Genomic DNA, 16,596 nt, shown 5'->3' with positions numbered 1-16,596 from the left:
ACCATGCCAAACTGCCCTTCCCGAATGAGTTCGACGTTACTCACACTTGGGGACCACAGTAAAACGGATTGGAAAGATGGAGGCACCCAATTCACCATCGTGAATGCACCGGAGAATGGGATCGATAGGTAAGACACCAGACCCAGCAGCTTCTCCAAGATCTCCGATTGCTCGCTCAGTGCCGCTATGATCAGCGCGCAGGCGTAGCTAAATACGGACTGGTATAAAAGCCCGACGACGATGTCGCCAATATTCTTCGGCGGATCCAGATATCCAACGATGTAGGCACCCACAGCTACGACCAACCCGGCAAAAATCGTGCCTCCAATTTCCAGGAGGCTCCGGGAAGTTATGATATCAAGCGGCGTCACGTGCCGATGGAACATCAAGCTTCCGTTAGCATCAAAAGCGCGAACTGCGCGTCCAATACAATGGCGCCACATGGTGAGCGGGACATAACCCGTGATGACAATCGCCGTCATCGGTAACCCGTGTTCATGAGCAGGACGCATTGCGGTCCATGCGACCGAGACCCCTGCGCAGAAGATGAACGGCTCACCAATCACCCACAGAAAGCCGATGTTCTCCCGCCCGAAACGTGTGTGAAGTTCCCGCATCATCAATGCGTTAATGACCCGGACCTGGACCATTGCTGCCCGCATAAGCGATAGCACGGCCCCAACCATCAGGCCGTCTCACGGGCTTGAATTGAGGCAGAACATGCCCCGAGCCAAGCGGTGGGGGTCATGGTTTTGCAGCGGGTCATCCGTTCAGATAGCTCAGGTTGAGTCGCAAAATCAATTTTTGCGTTCAGGCGCGGTTCGGCCGAGACGCGCCTGATGGCTGCCGATGAGGTTCAAACCTCAAGGCCGGAATTGTCTTTCGTCGCAGTCTTTGACTAGCCTTCCTCTGTCGATGCCGGCAGAAGTTGGCTCTCCTGCACCTCCCAGGCCGGCGGCGATCACAAAAACTAACCAACCTTGCGGCGTTGGTCTGGCGCCCGGCAAAAATTCGGCAGGGGCGCTGTTACAGCTGTGACTTCGTGGAGCACCAGAAGAGGCCAATCCATTCCAAAGCGTGTTCAGCAGCATCAAGCATCAGCATAATGTAACCTTACACCTACACTTGCAGCCGCTTTTTAACGATGGCGGCGACGCGGTCACGTCCATTAAAGTGTTGGTCCCGATGACTATAGCCCGTAGCACTGTTATTATAGCTCGTGTCAACCAACAGGCAGGATAACCGTGCTTGCAAAGACTATGGACCTGATCTATCAAGCAGGGATCGCGAGCAACGCTGTTCGCGAAAGGCTTTTTACATGCCCGCCATTTGACGCGACTTTTGATGGGGTTTGCCCACTTGCCGAACGAGCCCGGATCGCGATTTTTCGGGTGATTGAGCCGTCAATTATGTGGCAACCGCAATTCGACGCTAGACAACTTGCAGGTCCAGCTTCGATCCGCCTACACCTTACCAAATCAGGCATCTGAAATGGGCCGTCTCGACGCATCGCAAGCCGATGCATGGCCATTGAAGTCGGCTAGCGATGTCCCGCTGCAAATGTATGGCAATTGGGCTGCTGGCTACTTTCCTGCATTGCGTGACCGGATACGCAGAGCTCGGTTGCTCTGCTCGGGCTGGGTGTCAGGGGCGGCTGCGCTGGGGCAGGCGGAGACGGTCAGCGTCATAATGCACCTGTTTCGCCCACAACTAGAGCAATTCAAAGAAGCTGTGCGCTCGATCCTGAACCAGAGCTATGAGGATTGGGAGCTAATCCTGGTGGATGATGGCAGTGCCTCACTTGACCTGTCCACTCAGATTCAGGCGTTCTGCCAACAAGATCAGCGAATACGCGCCATCAGCCGGCCTGCGCGAGGTGGAACTGCCGCTGCTTTCAACGATGCAGTGGAGATTGCCACTGGCACGATGGTTACCTCCTTGGGGCAGGCGGACAGATTAGTGGACGTTGCGTTGGAAGTGATGGCCAACGCGATAATGGTGGGCCAACACGTCGCCGCTTACTGTGATGAAGACAGCATAGACGCTGAAGGAGAGTTGGTAGAGCCCTGGCTCAAGACTGATTTTAATCCTCGGCTATTGCTTGCGCAGGATTGCGTGGGACACCTATTGGTCGTGCGGCGAGACGCCTTGACCCAGATTTGGCCGCTCGAACCCGACTATGACGAAGTGCACAGCCTAGCGCTAGCGCTAGGCTTGACTGAGGCACTGGGCAATGCGGCGATGCACCACGTCGCGGAAATCCTATATCATCGGCGCGGTCACGCCATGAGGCCCTTGGGCCCGGCAGCGGCGGCGGCGGCGAAGGCTTGCATTGCCGCTCATCTTCAACGCCGTGGGTTGCAGGCCAATGTGCATGCCGTGCCAGGGACGGCATGCTTTGAGCTGGAATGGCGGTTAAGCCAGCGACCGATGGTTAGTGTCATCGTGACCGGTGGGCGACGCAGCCACGACTTGGTGGCATTTGCGACCGCCCTGCAAGGGCGGACGCACTATCGGCGCATCGAAATCCTCCTGGCTGGGCATAACCTCGGTTTAGGTGAGTGCGGCCATGCGCTGCACGAAGCGCCTGGAACTATCCGCATGCTGGAACTAGCCGCTGCTTCACCGCCCGCCGCCCTACTGAATAAAGCAGCCTCTATAGTTCGAGGAGACTACCTGCTCTTTCTTCACGACACAGGGTTGCCACGCTCGGCCAATTGGCTGGATGTTCTGCTCGGGGAAATCCACGGCGAAGACCGCGTGGCCGTGGTCGGGTGCAAGCACCTCGCGCTTGATAACACAATACGAGGCGGCGCAATCGCCCTTGGGATCGATGGTCTAGCCACACCCATGCACGCCGGCCTAAATGCCACCGACCCCGGCTACATGTGCCGGGCGGCCTGCGCCCAGGATGTGTCGGTGGTGTCGCTCGACGGATTACTATGCCGCAGGGACGCATTCCGGAACGTGGGTGGCTTTGATGAAGGCGTCATGGACGACATCCTGCTGGCGGCTGATCTTTGTCGTCGTCTCTGTGCCGAGGGCTACCGTACGATTTGGACCCCGGCGGTTTTGATCGATCACACCGTCCCCGACGAGCGGCCGCTGCAGATCGAGGTGTTGCACATGGAATGGACTACAGCCGATCCCGCTTACAACGTGAACTTCGCACGCCACGGAGGAACGTTTCAGGCGCTTAATGGGAAGCGGTTGGATCCAACAGGGGATATCAACTACAATTTCCCCGGAAAGGCTGGAATCGTGGGTCGGCCCCGTCCCCCGACGCGGGTGATGGCCGGGAACGCAGAACGATGAGCAAAACGTTAGCTGATCTCCTCTTCGAACATGATTCGAAGCGGATCGATAAATGGGAGCAGTATCTCTCTATCTATCAATCCGAACTTGCCGGATTCATCGCCCGCGATATTCCCGTCCGGCTGCTGGAGATCGGTGTACAGAATGGCGGCTCGCTGGAGCTGTGGGCCAAGTTGCTTCCTGAAGGTTCGACGATATTTGGCATCGATATTGATGCTGGAGTTGGAAACCTCGTCTTCACCCAGCCGGGAATTGCCGCTGCGGTTGCCAACGCGACCAACCCAGACGAGGTTGACCGCCTGCTCGGCAACCAAAGTTTCGACATCATCATTGATGATGGTTCGCATGTTTGCAGCCAAGTGATCGCCTCCGTGGCGCTCTTGTTTCCTCACTTGGCGCTTGGCGGCAAATACTTCGTTGAAGATCTGCACTGCAGCTACCTGGAGAGCTTCGGGGGCGGCTACAAGGCTCCCCAAAGTTCGATCGAGTGGCTCAAGAACCTGATCGATACCCTCAACGCCGACCATTTCAACTCGGCCGTCTTATCCTCGGCCGAGCAGGCAACCGCCGCTATCTTTCGCGACAAGATCGCACGTGTTGCCTTCTATGACTCGGTTGTCGTGGTTCAACGGCTCAGCGCCGTCAAAAGCAAACCATATCGACGCGTGATCGGCGGTCAGGACGATACCGTGTTGAGCGCAGCACACTGGATCGAGGTTGAGCCGCTAGGCAATCTCGACAATCTGATGCTATCACCCCCTGCGGCTCGCAGGCTGGAGACAGCGCTCACAAGTGCATTGGCGCAAGAACGAGCAGCCCATGCCGCGCTGCAGGCAGCGGACAGCCACAGAGCTACCGAGTTTTCCGCGGCGCTGGCCAATAAGGAGGCCGTCTTAGCCGCCGCGCAGATGAGAGAGGCAGCGCTGGCGGCCCAAGACGCCCAACTTCAAGTGGCGTTGAAGGCGCGGGAGGCTGATCTGGCATCGCTGGAGGCGACCCTGCGCAACCGTAATGCCCAACATGCCGAGGCGCTGGATACCGTTCTGCGTCAGCGGGATGCTCATCTGGCCGCGGCTCTGCAGGTCGCGCTTCGCACTCGGGATGCCGAGGCAGCAGCGTCGTTGAGTACGACCCTGCATAATCGGGATGCCCAGCATGCCGAAGAACTGACCGCTATGAAGCAAACACATGCGGCAGCTCTAGAAGACCGGGATGCGCGGGTAACCGCCGCCGGTCGCACCGCTCGACTTCGCGCTGAGCAGCACCGGGCCGAACTACAAACGGCGTTGGAGCGTCGGGATAGCGACAACCAAGCCATTTTGAGAGGCCTGCTAGCGCTGCGTGACGCTCGGGCGAGAGCCGCATTGCGCGAAGGTAGGCCTCCGCGTCAACAGCCAGCTGAAATCCTGCGGCAGCTTGTCGACGCTGATTGGTATTCTGAGCGCTATCCATCAGTTGGCGAAAGTGGGTTGGATCCCCTGGAGCACTATTTGGAACATGGAGCCGACTCCGGGCTCGATCCCAATCCGCTGTTTATGACCACATGGTATTTGCAGCAGCACCCCGCCGTTGAGGCTGCAGGTGAAAATCCCCTGGTCCATTACGTTCGGGAAGGTGCGGCGATGGGGCTGGCACCATCGTTGTTGTTCGATACGGCATGGTATCTAGAGACCTACCCCGATGTGGTGGCGAGTGGTTCCAATCCGTTAGCGCACTTCCTGTGGCAGGGCGCTGCCGAGGGACGCCACCCCCACAAGCCGAGCGTGGGCGATGCTCGTCCCGTGCAGCCAGCCGTCATAGCCGCGCCTGCTCTTACCCTCGACGAGCAGCGCGAGCGGGATATCGGCCTGATCAAGGCGTCAGATATGTTCGACGCCGATTTTTACCTTGCGGAACATCCTGACCTGAAGGAAGCCGGTGTCGATCCAGAGCGGCACTATGTGGAATGCGGTTTTCGCGAAGGCCGCCGTCCTTCGGCGATCTTCGATAGTGCCTGTTATCTGGACGAAAACCTAGACGTCGCCGCCGCCGGGCTGAATCCAGTGCTGCACTGGATCACCAACGGCCGACGCGAAGGTCGCAAGAGCCCGATCGGTCTGCGCTCATCCTTGGGGCTCGAATTGCGTCACTTCTGCAACCTTCATGCGGTAGAACTGCCGATCTACACCCCTCAGGAAGGGTTCAAAGTCTCAGTCGTAACGCCGACGTTCGATACCGAACCACGCTATCTGCGGGAGCTATTCCGTAGCCTGTTGAACCAGGACTATTCGGGTTGGGAGTGGATAATCGCGGATGATGGCTCCAGCCGGGCCGACACCATTCGTGTGCTGCACGAGATCGCGCGCCAAGATCCTCGCGTTCATCTCATCCTGCAATCGCGGAATGGTGGTATCTCCGCTGCGACCAATACAGCGATTGCGCAGGCAAGTGGTGATTACATCGCATTCGTGGACCATGACGACCTGCTCGCCCGCAACGCATTGTCGCTCGTCTGGCGAGCCTGGCAGGCCGATCCCGGTATCAGGATCTTCTATACGGATGAATGTAAACTTTCTATGGACGGCAACATCGTTGGTGTCACACTGAAAGCGGATTATTCCCCGACCCTGCTCGAGAGCACAATGTATGTGAACCATCTCGGGGTTTACGAGCGCGCCCTGGTGGAGCAGATCGGTGGTTGCCGCTCTCCGTTTGATGGTACGCAGGACTACGACATGGTGCTGCGTGCCTTTGCTGTAACCGACCGGGTTCGACACGTGGACGGCATCGCCTATCTTTGGCGCGCTATTCCTGGCTCGGCCGCCGTTGCGGTTAGCAGCAAAGGCTACGCCGTAAGCCGCCAGCATGACGCGCTGCTGGAGCGGGCGCAGGCGCTAAACCCGCAAGCCACGGTGTCGCCGGGCTTTGCACCCGGCTACTGGCGAACCAACTATCCTATTCGGTCAGAGGCGCCGCTTGTCTCTTACGTGATCCCGACCGCGGGAACCACGAAGAGCGTCCGCGGTCATGCATTGAGCTTGGTCACGCATTGCATTGCTAGCATGGAACGCACGGCGTTCAGCCAGAACTGCGAGTACATCGTCGTTTACAATAAGGATTTGAGCGACGAGCAACTGGCGGAGCTCAACGCAAATCCGCGGGTCACCCTGGTGGCAAACAAGAGCGTCGCGTTCAACTTCTCACAGACGGTTAACCTTGGCGCAAGGCATGCACGGGGTGATTATGTATGTCTGCTGAACGACGATGTCGAGGCCATCACCGAGAGTGGCGGCGACGAGATGGTCGGCTTCATGGAAGCTCACCCCGGCGTGGGGGCGATGGGTCCGCTTTGTCTGTTCGAGGACGGGCGCGTGCAGCACAATGGGGTGGTGCTGCTGGAACAAGGCCCCTCGCACTATGGCATCGGTCAGCCTCCCAGCTTTGGCGGCAATGGCGAGGTGCTGCACCTGCGGCGCGAGGTGGTTGCCGTCACCGGGGCCATGCTGCTCGTGCCTCGAACCGTGTGGGAGGCGTTGGGTGGATTCGAGGAAAGCCTGCCGCTCAACTACAACGACGTGGATTTTTGCTTCCGCCTTCGTAAGCGTGGCCTGTCTTGCGTGATGGACCCTGGTATCGCCTTCTTCCATTTTGAAAGCGCCACCAAAATCGGCACCTACAAGTGCGAGAAGGAGTGGCTGGTCGCGCAACATGGGACTCTGCGCGATCCCTATTTCAACCGCGGCTTCGACCAGCGCAGTCCCCACCTGCAAGTGGCCCGGCCTGGCCTCGCTGTTTCCCGGGCCGAAGATCCGATCGGCTTCGAATACTGGCTCGACGACCATATGGCAGAGCGAATTGCGCGGCTGCGCCCGGGCGGACCGCTGCAAGACTTGCCGGTCCTGACGGTCGGCGTCGTGATCTGCAACCAGGCCCGCCCGGTGCTGGAGGAGATGTATCAGTCGGTCATGATGCAGACCTACGACAGCAAGGAGTTGGTGCTTATCGATGCTGGGTCCAGCAATCCCGAGACCTTGAAGTGGCTGCAAGATAAGCAGGTTGAGAAGCGGGCGACAATCCTGCGCACGGCCGCTCAACGGGACGGCAATGCCGCTCGGCGCGCGATGCTGGATGCGGCAACCGGCGACTTCGTCGTGCCGATCGGGGCAGAGGATTTCATCTCGGTGGATGCGTTGCAGGTGATGGCCTGTTACGTCAAGGCCAATCCTGACCGCAAGCTGTTCTATTCGGACTCCTATTCCGTTGATGAACGGTCGCAAAAATCCGCACCATTCTTCCGGCCGGATTTCGACCCCGTGCTGCTAACCAATAGCTGCAACGCATCGCAGCTGATTGCGGTGGAACGGGATCTGCTGCTGCGGATCGATGGGTTCGACGATGATCGCGCTGCCGGGTCGCTGGTCTGGGATCTCATCGCCCGCGCCTTTGCTGCTGGCGAGGAGCCAGTGCATGTGCGGGAACTGCTTTATGCCCGCCGCCTGACCGGCCAGCCGCCGGCCGCAGCGTTGCAGGAGGTGGCGTCCCAGCGCTTCGTGCTGGAGCGCTTATTGGTGACCAAGGGTCTTGCAGGCGTGTTGTGGGTGGCATCAAACCCGCTGTTCGCAGATCCCGGCCAATGGAGGTTGGAAGCCATGCTTCCAATCGAGGGAATTGAGGTGCTGGACGCCCGAGTAATTTGGGCGGGCAGCGACGATGAAGCGTGTAATCACCTGCGGGCTGCGGTCGGCACCGGGCAACCCTGGATTGCCATCCTGCTGCAACCTGAGAGTTCGGTTGACTCGTTGCTGCACCTCAGTGGGCCGGCGCGGCTGGACAGCCGAGTAGCGGCAGTGTCGGGACTTTTGCTCGACCGGTCCGGTGAACGGATCGCCTGGTCTGGCGGGCTGTTCACCCGTGATGGCGGGTTGCTCGACCCGTATGCGGGCGCCCCGCTCTCGGATGCCGGCTACCATGGGCAACTTTACTGCCAGCGCTGCATCGATGTGCCTGCCCCGGCGGATTTGCTGGTCCGGGCAGATATGCTGGCCCGGGCATTGTCCAAGGCTGGCAAGGCCATGGGCCTCGATGCCCTCCTGGTGCATTTGGCGCTGGAAATCCACGCCGCTAGCCAGTTCGCGGTCGTCACTCCGCATTTGCGTGCGCACCGGCCGTCTGCGTGGACGTTATCACTGCCGCTAGATCGCCAGGGACTGGTTGCACGGGCTGTTTCGCCGCCGATCAGCCGCTGGTATGGAAGGCTTTCCCCCGAGTTACCCTATAGCTTCCGCTAAGCCTTCTTACCACAAGTCGGGCCGTATCCTGCGGATGGTGCCCCAAAAATGCTACAAAACTGGGCCTGACACTCTGCCATGCGGGCGGGAGGCCGATGTGGCATCCTAATCGTAGACGACTAGCAACCGAGTAGGACTGCACTTGAGATTTTTACCGAATGCACTCAGCAGCAATCTGACGCGGCGCCGCAGGCACAAGCTGATCGCCAAAGCAAATAGACTGCGCGATGCCAGGGACTATGCCGCCGCCGCTGCGCTTTACGCGCAGGCGTTACGGCTGGATCCAACGCATGCTGCAATCCAGGTGCAAGCTGGCCACATGTTTAAGGAAGCTGGCGCGTTCGACCAAGCGGAGGCACATTACCGAGCAGCCGAGCGGCTGATGCCTGCTGACCCCGACCTGCACCTGCAACGCGGACATTTCTTCAAACGGGCGGCCCGTATTCCGGAGGCAATTGCCGCCTACCAATTGGCCGCCGCGCTGTCCGCCGACCCGGCACCTCGAAATGAGTTGGCCGCGCTCGGTGCCGTTCCCTCTGCGGCGGGCCGGGGCACCCTGCTGGCAGCGCGCGCAGTACTATCACCGCCACATGCGGACGGGATAGCTGCTTTGTTTCGGATTCGTCGGCGACCCAATCCCAAAGCGATCCGGGCGCTTCGCCGCAAGGCCGACGCCGCACGAGACGCAAAGCAATTCGCCGTTGCCGCCAGCCTCTACGCCGAGGCGCTGCGCCTCAATCCAGACCAGCCTGCGCTACATGTGCAGGCTGGGCACATGTTCAAAGAGGCGGGGGATCTCGATCAGGCAGAGACGCATTATCGGGAGGCCGAACGGCGCATGCCCGACGACGCCGACCTGCAGTTGCAGCTTGGCCATTTTTACAAAATGTCCAATCGAATGGGGGAGGCGATTGCTGCCTACCGTGTAGCGGCAAGTTTGTCATCCAACGCGGCTCGCGAGGAACTGCGGACTTTGGGAGTTCCCGTCCCTACCCCAAGTTCCACCGGTTCCACGATTCGGCAGCAGACCATGCGGGTTGGGCGCATCGGTAAGAAGGAGATGCGTGCGCTGCGGCAGCGGGCGGACACCGCACGAGATGCGAGAGAGTTCACATCCGCTGCCATGCTTTACGAGCAGGTGTTGGCCCACCGTCCAGCCGATGCTGCGATCCACATCCAAGCCGGGCACATGTTCAAGGAAGCTGGTCGCCTTGGCCCAGCCGAGTCGCACTACCTAGCCGCACGGACGCTGATGCCCAGGGATGCCGACCTTCATGTTCAATTCGGCCATTTTTACAAGGTAGCAGGCCGCCTTCCAGAAGCCTTAGTGGCTTATCGTTTAGCGCTCGAGCTACAGTCAGACCTTGCCGATGCCAGGCATGAATTGGCATCGCTGTCGGCGCGAGGCGTGGCGGCGCAGCCGCAGGAATCCATTTGGCAGGCGGGCGCTCTGTTACCGCGGCGGCCGGACTTCCTTTTCGATGAAGCGTTTTACCGCGAACAGACCTCGATCCCGGCAGATCAGGACGCCTGGGCGCATTACTGCATGGTTGGGGTGAGTGCTGGGCTAGATCCCCATTGGCTGTTCTCGACAGCCATCTATCTGCAAGCCAGCCCCGAGGTCATCGTCAGCAGGGAAAATCCGCTGTTGCATTTCCTACGGATCGGCAAAGCCGAGGGAAGACCAATGCACTGGTTATTCTCTGCATCGCTCTATGTGGAGCTCAACCCGGAGGTGGCGCTGCAGGATGCGCTGGACCATCTGCTGAGGCACGGCCTGGCGGAAAACCGGCAGCCACATCCGCTATTCCTGCCTATGGCCTATCTTGCCCGCTATCCGAACGTTGCCGACGCGCGAATGCCTGCCCTGGAGCATTTCCTCAAAAACGGCGATCGCGAGGGCCTTACGCCGCACCCGCTGTTCGATCCGGCCTTCTACCGCAAGCGGTATAACCTGCCTCCCGGCAGCCAAACCTTCAGGCATTACCTATGCAGTGGCGCGCAGAATTGGCCCAATGCGCTATTCGACGGCGAGTTCTATCTTCACAATGCACCAGACGTGTCGAGTGCGGGAACGAGCCCGTTGCTGCACTACGTCGCGCACGGTGCCGGTGAGGGGTGGAGTCCGCACCCACTGTTCGACCCGGCCTATTATCTCGAGCATGAACAGTCGCCGGAAGCGCGGTCAAACCCGCTTTTGCACTACCTGACCCACGGCGGCCCACGCGGGGTCCGTCCCCATCGTCTCTTCGATCCGGCTTGGTATCGGCATCATTCCGCGCGGAGTTGGGACGGCCGGGTACTCCCGCATACCGGGCCGCGTATCAGCGTGCTGGTTCCCGTATACAACACGCCGCCTGACGCCTTACGCGCCTGTATCGAATCTGTACTCCGGCAAAACTACGCCAGTTGGGAGCTCTGCCTAGTCGATGATTTCTCTACCGATATGCAAACCATCGACGTGCTGGAAGACTATCGTGGGACGGACGCGCGCATCAAGATCACGCGTTCTCCATCCAATTTGCACATTGCCGGGGCAACCAACTTCGTGGCGCAACAGGCCACGGGTGAATTTTTGGCGTTCCTCGACCACGACGATGCACTGGCCGTACATGCCTTGGCCGAAGTCGCCTTGGCGGTGATGACGAACGGGCGCATCGATCTGCTTTACACGGATGAGGACAAGCTAGATTTTAATGGGCAGCACGTCGAACCTTATTGCAAGCCCGACTGGTCCAAAGACCACCTTTACTCGGTCATGTATGTGCTGCATCTGCTGGTCGTTCGAAAAGCGCTATTCTGGCGATTGGGCGGGCTGCGGCCGGAACGATCGGGCGCGCAGGATTACGACCTGGCGTTGCGCGCGTCCCAAGCCGCACGCCATGTTCATCATATACCGCGCATCTTGTACCATTGGCGTATGGTGCCGGGTTCGGCGGCTGCTGTCGTCGATGCCAAACCTTACGCCCTGGTCGCCGCTCAAAAGGCGCTAGAAGATGCGCTCGTGGCAGCCGGAGCGAATGCGGAGGTGCACGAGGGGCTGATGCCGGGGACGTTCCGGGTACGTTACAGTCTCGTGAAACAGCCCGAGGTCACGCTGCTCATCATCGCCGGCAATGGTAGCCGCGACGTGCCTGGCCGTGGCCGGATCAACCTTGTCCAGAACTTTATCCGCTCTATCGCGGAACGGACGACCTATCGCAACTACCGGCTGGTGGTGGTGGACGACAATGGCAACAGTGCGCCCGAGACCTGCCGGCTGGTTCAGGACGTAGGCGGAGAGGTTTTGTCCTATCCAGCGGGGCCGCGGTTCAATTACGCGAGCAAGGTGAACTGGGCGACACGCGCCGCCCAGACGGAGCACCTGATCTATTTGAACGACGACATGGAGGTGATCACACCAGGCTGGATCGAGGCACTCATCGAGCTGTCGAGTCAGGAGCAGATCGGCGGGGTTGGAGCCAGGCTACTTTACCCCGATGACACAGTGCAGCACGCTGGCATGGTCCTTGGGATCAACGCCTCCACTGCGCACGTGTTCCTGAAGCTGCCGCGCGATCACATTGGCTACAACGGCTATACTCACGTGATCCGCAACTACTCTGCCGTGACGGGCGCCGTCTTCGCCACCCGCAAGGACGTGATGGAGGCCGTGGGCGGCTTGGATGAGCGATTGCGCATCGATTTCAATGACGTAGACCTCTGTCTGCGCATCGGTCGAATGGGCAAACGAATCGTCTATACGCCATTTTGTGAGTTATACCATTTCGAGAGCTCTACGGCTGTCCGGGCCACGCAAGCACCGGAAGAAGTTAAGTTATTCACAAAACGGTGGGGCGAACTGATCGCTTACGATCCGTTTTACAACCCTGCAAGTCCCCGCGATCGATTAAACTTCGTCTAGCTTTCTTCACCTCTGTGCCGCTGCCGGAAAATCACGATGAGCACTCAAGAATTCATGCCGAACCGGATCCTCGACCTTCGCGATCTGCTCGCCAGTGCCGGGCGTGGCGTCGACGCAGTTCTGGAGCTCAGTAATCCACATCCGCTTTTCGATGTAGCGTATTACCTGCAGCAGCGCCCGGACTTGCGCCAGGTCAGTGGAATCCATCCGCTGTGTCACTACTTGGAGCACGGGGCGGCCGACGGACTAAACCCTCACCCCTTGTTCGACACGAGCTTCTATCTCGGTCAGTGCGAGGGCGACTTGGAGGCCGCCGCATCGCCCCTGGTCCACTACCTGGAGCAAGGCTGGCGCAGGGGGCTCGATCCCCATCCACTCTTCAGCACCGGCTACTATCTCGAGCGCCATCCAGATCTCTTAGACCGCGGGATCAATCCCTTGCTGCACGCACTGACTGATGAGGCAGCGAAGTTTGGCGACGTCAGTCTCTGGTTCGACGGTGCCTATTATGTGGCTCGATATCCAGACCTGGCTGGCAGTAGCCTACGTCCGCTCGATCATTACATTCGGTTTGGCTTGCCCGAAAGCCGGATCGGCAGTGTGTATACCGCCATGTTGCTGGCTCAGGCCGTGGATAATAATGGGCCTTCCACTGTGCTGGAACTGGCACGCGCGGCTTGGGAGACACTGCCTGGCGCCCGTCAGCCCCAGGCCTTGACGGACCAGGCGCGGCGCGCCGTGTTACGGGAGATCGCCGCCTTCCCGTATCGTCCGCCCGTCTCAATCCTATTACATATTTCAAGCGACACGTTGTTGCCCGACTTGTGGGCGACGGTTGAGTCGGTGGTTGCGCAGTCATACCCCACGTTGCAGCTGTGTGTTGCGATCAGCCAGGGCATACCGGATACGGCGGGACTGGTCGCAGCGTTGGGGGCTCGGCACGGTGGGATTTCTACTGTTCGGCTTGGCAGCAACGAATCGGATGCGGCCGCCTTGAACGTTGCCTTTGCCATGGCATCCGGTCACTTCGTGGGCGTGGTCGAGCCAGGCGACCGCTTGCATCCCTTGGCGATCTACAGACTCTTGCAGGTGATGCAAGATGGTGAACCGATCGACCTGATTTACGGTGACGAGGACATTGTCGACTTACGCGGGTGGCATTCCGGCACCTTTCTGAAGCCAGGCTGGTCTCCAGAATACTTGTTGTCCACCGACTTTCTATCGCGGCTCGGTCTATACCGAACCACGCTGGTGCGAAGGCTCGGAGGCTGGAGGCCGAATACGGACCCAGGGCTCGATCTGGCGCTGCGAGCCTCCCGCGCGCTAAGCGAGCGAGCAGTGCGGCAGGTTCCATTTGTGGTTTACCATCGTAAGCAGCAGTCCGGCGGCCCCAAGCAGGCTAGCCGGCAGGAGCTGCTCCATCGCACCGTCCGCGCCTTCCTTGCCGAAGAGGGCATGCGGGCCGACGTGGCCCCGGGCACGACGCTGGGGGTTCAGCACGTGGTGCTGCGCGCGTCCTCCAACCCTCTGGTCAGCGTTGTCATCTCAACCCGTAACGCAAGTTTCATTGGTCCCCGAGGCCGTGAGTGGCCTGTCTCGACCTGCATTGAGGGTTTGCTGGAAAGAACATCCTACAAGCATCTCGAAATCATCTTGGTTCATGACGGCAACCTGAGGCCGGAACAGAAGGAAGCTTGGCGTCGCCGCGGTGTGCAGTTGGTGGCGAGTGATCGGGCTGTGTTCAACTTCTCCCACAATGTCAACCAAGGTGTCGCAGCCAGCACGGGCGACTACGTCTTACTATTGGATGACGATACCGATCCAAAGCAAGCGGACTGGCTGGATATAATGCTTGGCTATGCTCAACGAGCCGGTGTCGGCGTAGTCGGCTGCAAGCTTTTCTTTCCTGATGGTCGGCTGCAGCACTCGGGCATTACCTTCCAGGGAGGCCGCCCCGAGCACATCTATTATCAGGCCGATGGGGCAAACGCCGGGCCGCTTGAGATGAACATGGTGGCTCGCAACTGCCTGGCCGTCACCGGGGCATGCCAACTGATACCCCGTGCGGCGTTCGATGCCCTTGGCGGCTACGACGAGCGGTTGGCGCTCGAATTCAATGACGTTGATTTCTGCCTCCGTGCGCACGAAGCAGGCTATCGCATCGTTCAGGCTGCGGCAGCAGAGTTGTTCCATTTGGAAGCGCTATCGAAAGGGGCCAGGGAGGAGCCGGGTCGTCACAGGGATTTTGAAGAGTTGCAATCGAGGTGGCGTCATCGGTACCGGGTAGATCCGTTTTGCCGCCCCGGCGTGCCTCCCTACACGCCGGGCAGTGCGTCTCTGCCCCGGAGTACGCGAGCTGACCTGAGCCATTCCCGCAAGCTTTTGGGCATGGAGGGTCTTGCGGCCGAAGGGGTAAATTTCCTTGGCCCGGTCAATCGCTCCAGCGGACAGGGCACAGCGGCGCGCGGCTACGTGGCAGCACTGCAGGGTGCGGGTTGCAAGGTGCATATGCAGTCGATGGACCTGATCTACGGTCATCAGGCACCCGTCGAGAGTGACCTCGTGTCGATAGATCAAGATTTCCCAATCAGCATATTCCTGGCCAATGCAGACGCAACCTCACTGGTGCGCACCCTCTACGCCCGGGAACTGGAGCGAGCGAACTACCGCATCGGCATGTGGGTCTGGGAACTGCCGGCCGCTGGTGATGACGCCTTTGAGGCACTGCGGCATTACGACGAGATTTGGGTCCCCTCGCAATTCAATGCCGACGCCTTTCAACCGCTCACTCGGTCGCCCGTCAAGGTTACGCCTCACGCGCTGGCCGGCTTGCCAGAATTGCCGATCGAAGATGCAGGTCAAATGCGGGACTCACTTGGCATTCCGCGCGAAGTCTTGATGTTTCTCTACATATTTGACGTATATAGTCTGGTTGAACGAAAAAATCCTATCTGCCTACTTGACGCATTCGAGGCAGAATTTGGAGGCCGTGAGGACGTTGTGCTCGTGCTCAAGGTGTCCTATTTTGACAAGCTCACGGATTCGGCATACTCGTCCAACCAGCGATTCAGACGGCGCCTTCAGAGCTTCCTGCAACGGTGCCCCAATGTACGATTGATCACGGACAACATGTCGCACCATTATGTCTACCGCTTGATCAACGCGTCAGATGTCTATGTGTCACCGCATCGCAGTGAAGGCTTTGGGCTCACAGTAGCCGAGGCTATGTTCTACGCTAAAACCGTGATCGCCACTGACTTTGGCGGCACACAAGCGCTGGTGCTTGAGACCACCGGTCTGAAGCTAAATTGTGGGTTAGTCGAAATTACTGAGGATATTGGGCCTTACGCCAAAGGCAATGTGTGGGCCGATCCCTCCGTCGATCATCTGCGCGAGCTAATGCAGCTGACTGCGACCGACCCCGCGTTGCGCAGCCGGCTTGGCAAGGCGGCACGAGAACACGTCACGACCAATTTCTCGCCGGAACGTGTGGGAAAATTGGCTCGTAACCGGCTGCAAACCATAGCTGCCACCTTGTGATGGGCGCTTTCCTCGCCAAAGGTGTCAAGCTACGTGTTTGGTCGGTATCTGGATGCTCCTGTCATCACAGTTGCCTCTGCGCGGGCGTTCAATGCGTTTCTCCCGTCCGGCACGGTGGACTGCGGTTGGGCGGAAGATGAAAACATGGCCAGAGAACGGATCAGCCGTCAGCACCTGTTCTACCTGAGCCGCAAGGCCATCGAAGCCGTAGCGCATACTGACGGGGCGACATGCCAGATAAACTTTCGTGCCAGCTGCCACCTGGATCATGACATACTCTTCAGGACGCCCCACACGCGCCTGAACGCCTGTTCATCAACCAGCGCACGGTGGAGCGGTATGCGAACAATCGCGCCTGGTGGGCCGGGCGCTACGCCGGGCAGCGGCTGGGGACGACGGCGCCGCTTCAGCCGGTCGCGGCAGCGTGAAGGGCATCCTCCTTGCCGGCGGCTTCGGCACGCGGCTGCATCCGATGACGCTGGCGGGCGGTGTTGTCGTACGACCGCGCCATCGTGCTGCGGACCTTCTGGGTCTACGCCGCCATCGGCAAGAACTTCGTCCGCACCATGC

General features: G+C 59.6%; 6 protein-coding genes. 4 read left to right on the top strand and 2 right to left on the bottom strand.

Annotated features, from left to right (window positions below; all coding sequences use genetic code 11):
- Positions 1-650, bottom strand: a 650-nt coding sequence (locus GSQ76_RS14165) for an ABC transporter permease (RefSeq protein ID WP_335904902.1), incomplete at its 3' end; no start/stop codon positions are given.
- Between the two features lie 745 nt (positions 651-1,395).
- Between GSQ76_RS14165 and GSQ76_RS14160 the strand changes: the two genes are divergently transcribed.
- The 4 genes from GSQ76_RS14160 (at position 1,396) to GSQ76_RS14145 (ending at position 16,026) form a co-directional block, all read left to right on the top strand.
- Complete coding sequence (locus GSQ76_RS14160) at positions 1,396-3,315, top strand: glycosyltransferase (protein WP_158744563.1); 1,920 nt, start codon at positions 1,396-1,398, stop codon at positions 3,313-3,315.
- Entirely contained in the window at positions 3,312-8,582 is a 5,271-nt protein-coding gene (locus tag GSQ76_RS14155) for a glycosyltransferase (RefSeq protein WP_158744562.1), read from the top strand. The genes GSQ76_RS14160 and GSQ76_RS14155 overlap by 4 nt, the downstream gene beginning before the upstream one ends.
- 142 nt (positions 8,583-8,724) lie before the next feature.
- Positions 8,725-12,486, top strand: a complete 3,762-nt coding sequence (locus tag GSQ76_RS14150) for a glycosyltransferase (RefSeq protein ID WP_158744561.1) — start codon at positions 8,725-8,727, stop codon at positions 12,484-12,486.
- A gap of 36 nt (positions 12,487-12,522) precedes the next feature.
- On the top strand, positions 12,523-16,026 hold the full coding sequence (locus GSQ76_RS14145) for a glycosyltransferase (protein WP_158744560.1): 3,504 nt from the start codon (positions 12,523-12,525) through the stop codon (positions 16,024-16,026).
- A gap of 24 nt (positions 16,027-16,050) precedes the next feature.
- On the opposite strand, the gene tnpB is transcribed toward GSQ76_RS14145, so the two are convergent.
- Positions 16,051-16,296, bottom strand: coding sequence for an IS66 family insertion sequence element accessory protein TnpB (gene tnpB, locus GSQ76_RS14140; RefSeq protein WP_158744559.1), 246 nt, complete (start codon positions 16,294-16,296; stop codon positions 16,051-16,053).
- Positions 16,297-16,596 lie beyond the last annotated feature (300 nt).

It is taken from the genome of Acidisphaera sp. L21, from assembly GCF_009765685.1.
Taxonomy (GTDB): Bacteria; Pseudomonadota; Alphaproteobacteria; order Acetobacterales; family Acetobacteraceae; genus LMUY01.
This window is presented reverse-complemented; position numbering and strand designations above follow the sequence as displayed.

Bases quoted from the DNA above. Each gene is read 5' to 3' on its own strand.
- GSQ76_RS14155 (WP_158744562.1), top strand. From the start codon at position 3,312: ATGAGCAAAACGTTAGCTGATCTCCTCTTCGAACATGATTCGAAGCGG.
- GSQ76_RS14145 (WP_158744560.1), top strand. From the start codon at position 12,523: ATGAGCACTCAAGAATTCATGCCGAACCGGATCCTCGACCTTCGCGAT.
- tnpB (WP_158744559.1), bottom strand. From the start codon at position 16,296: ATGATCCAGGTGGCAGCTGGCACGAAAGTTTATCTGGCATGTCGCCCC.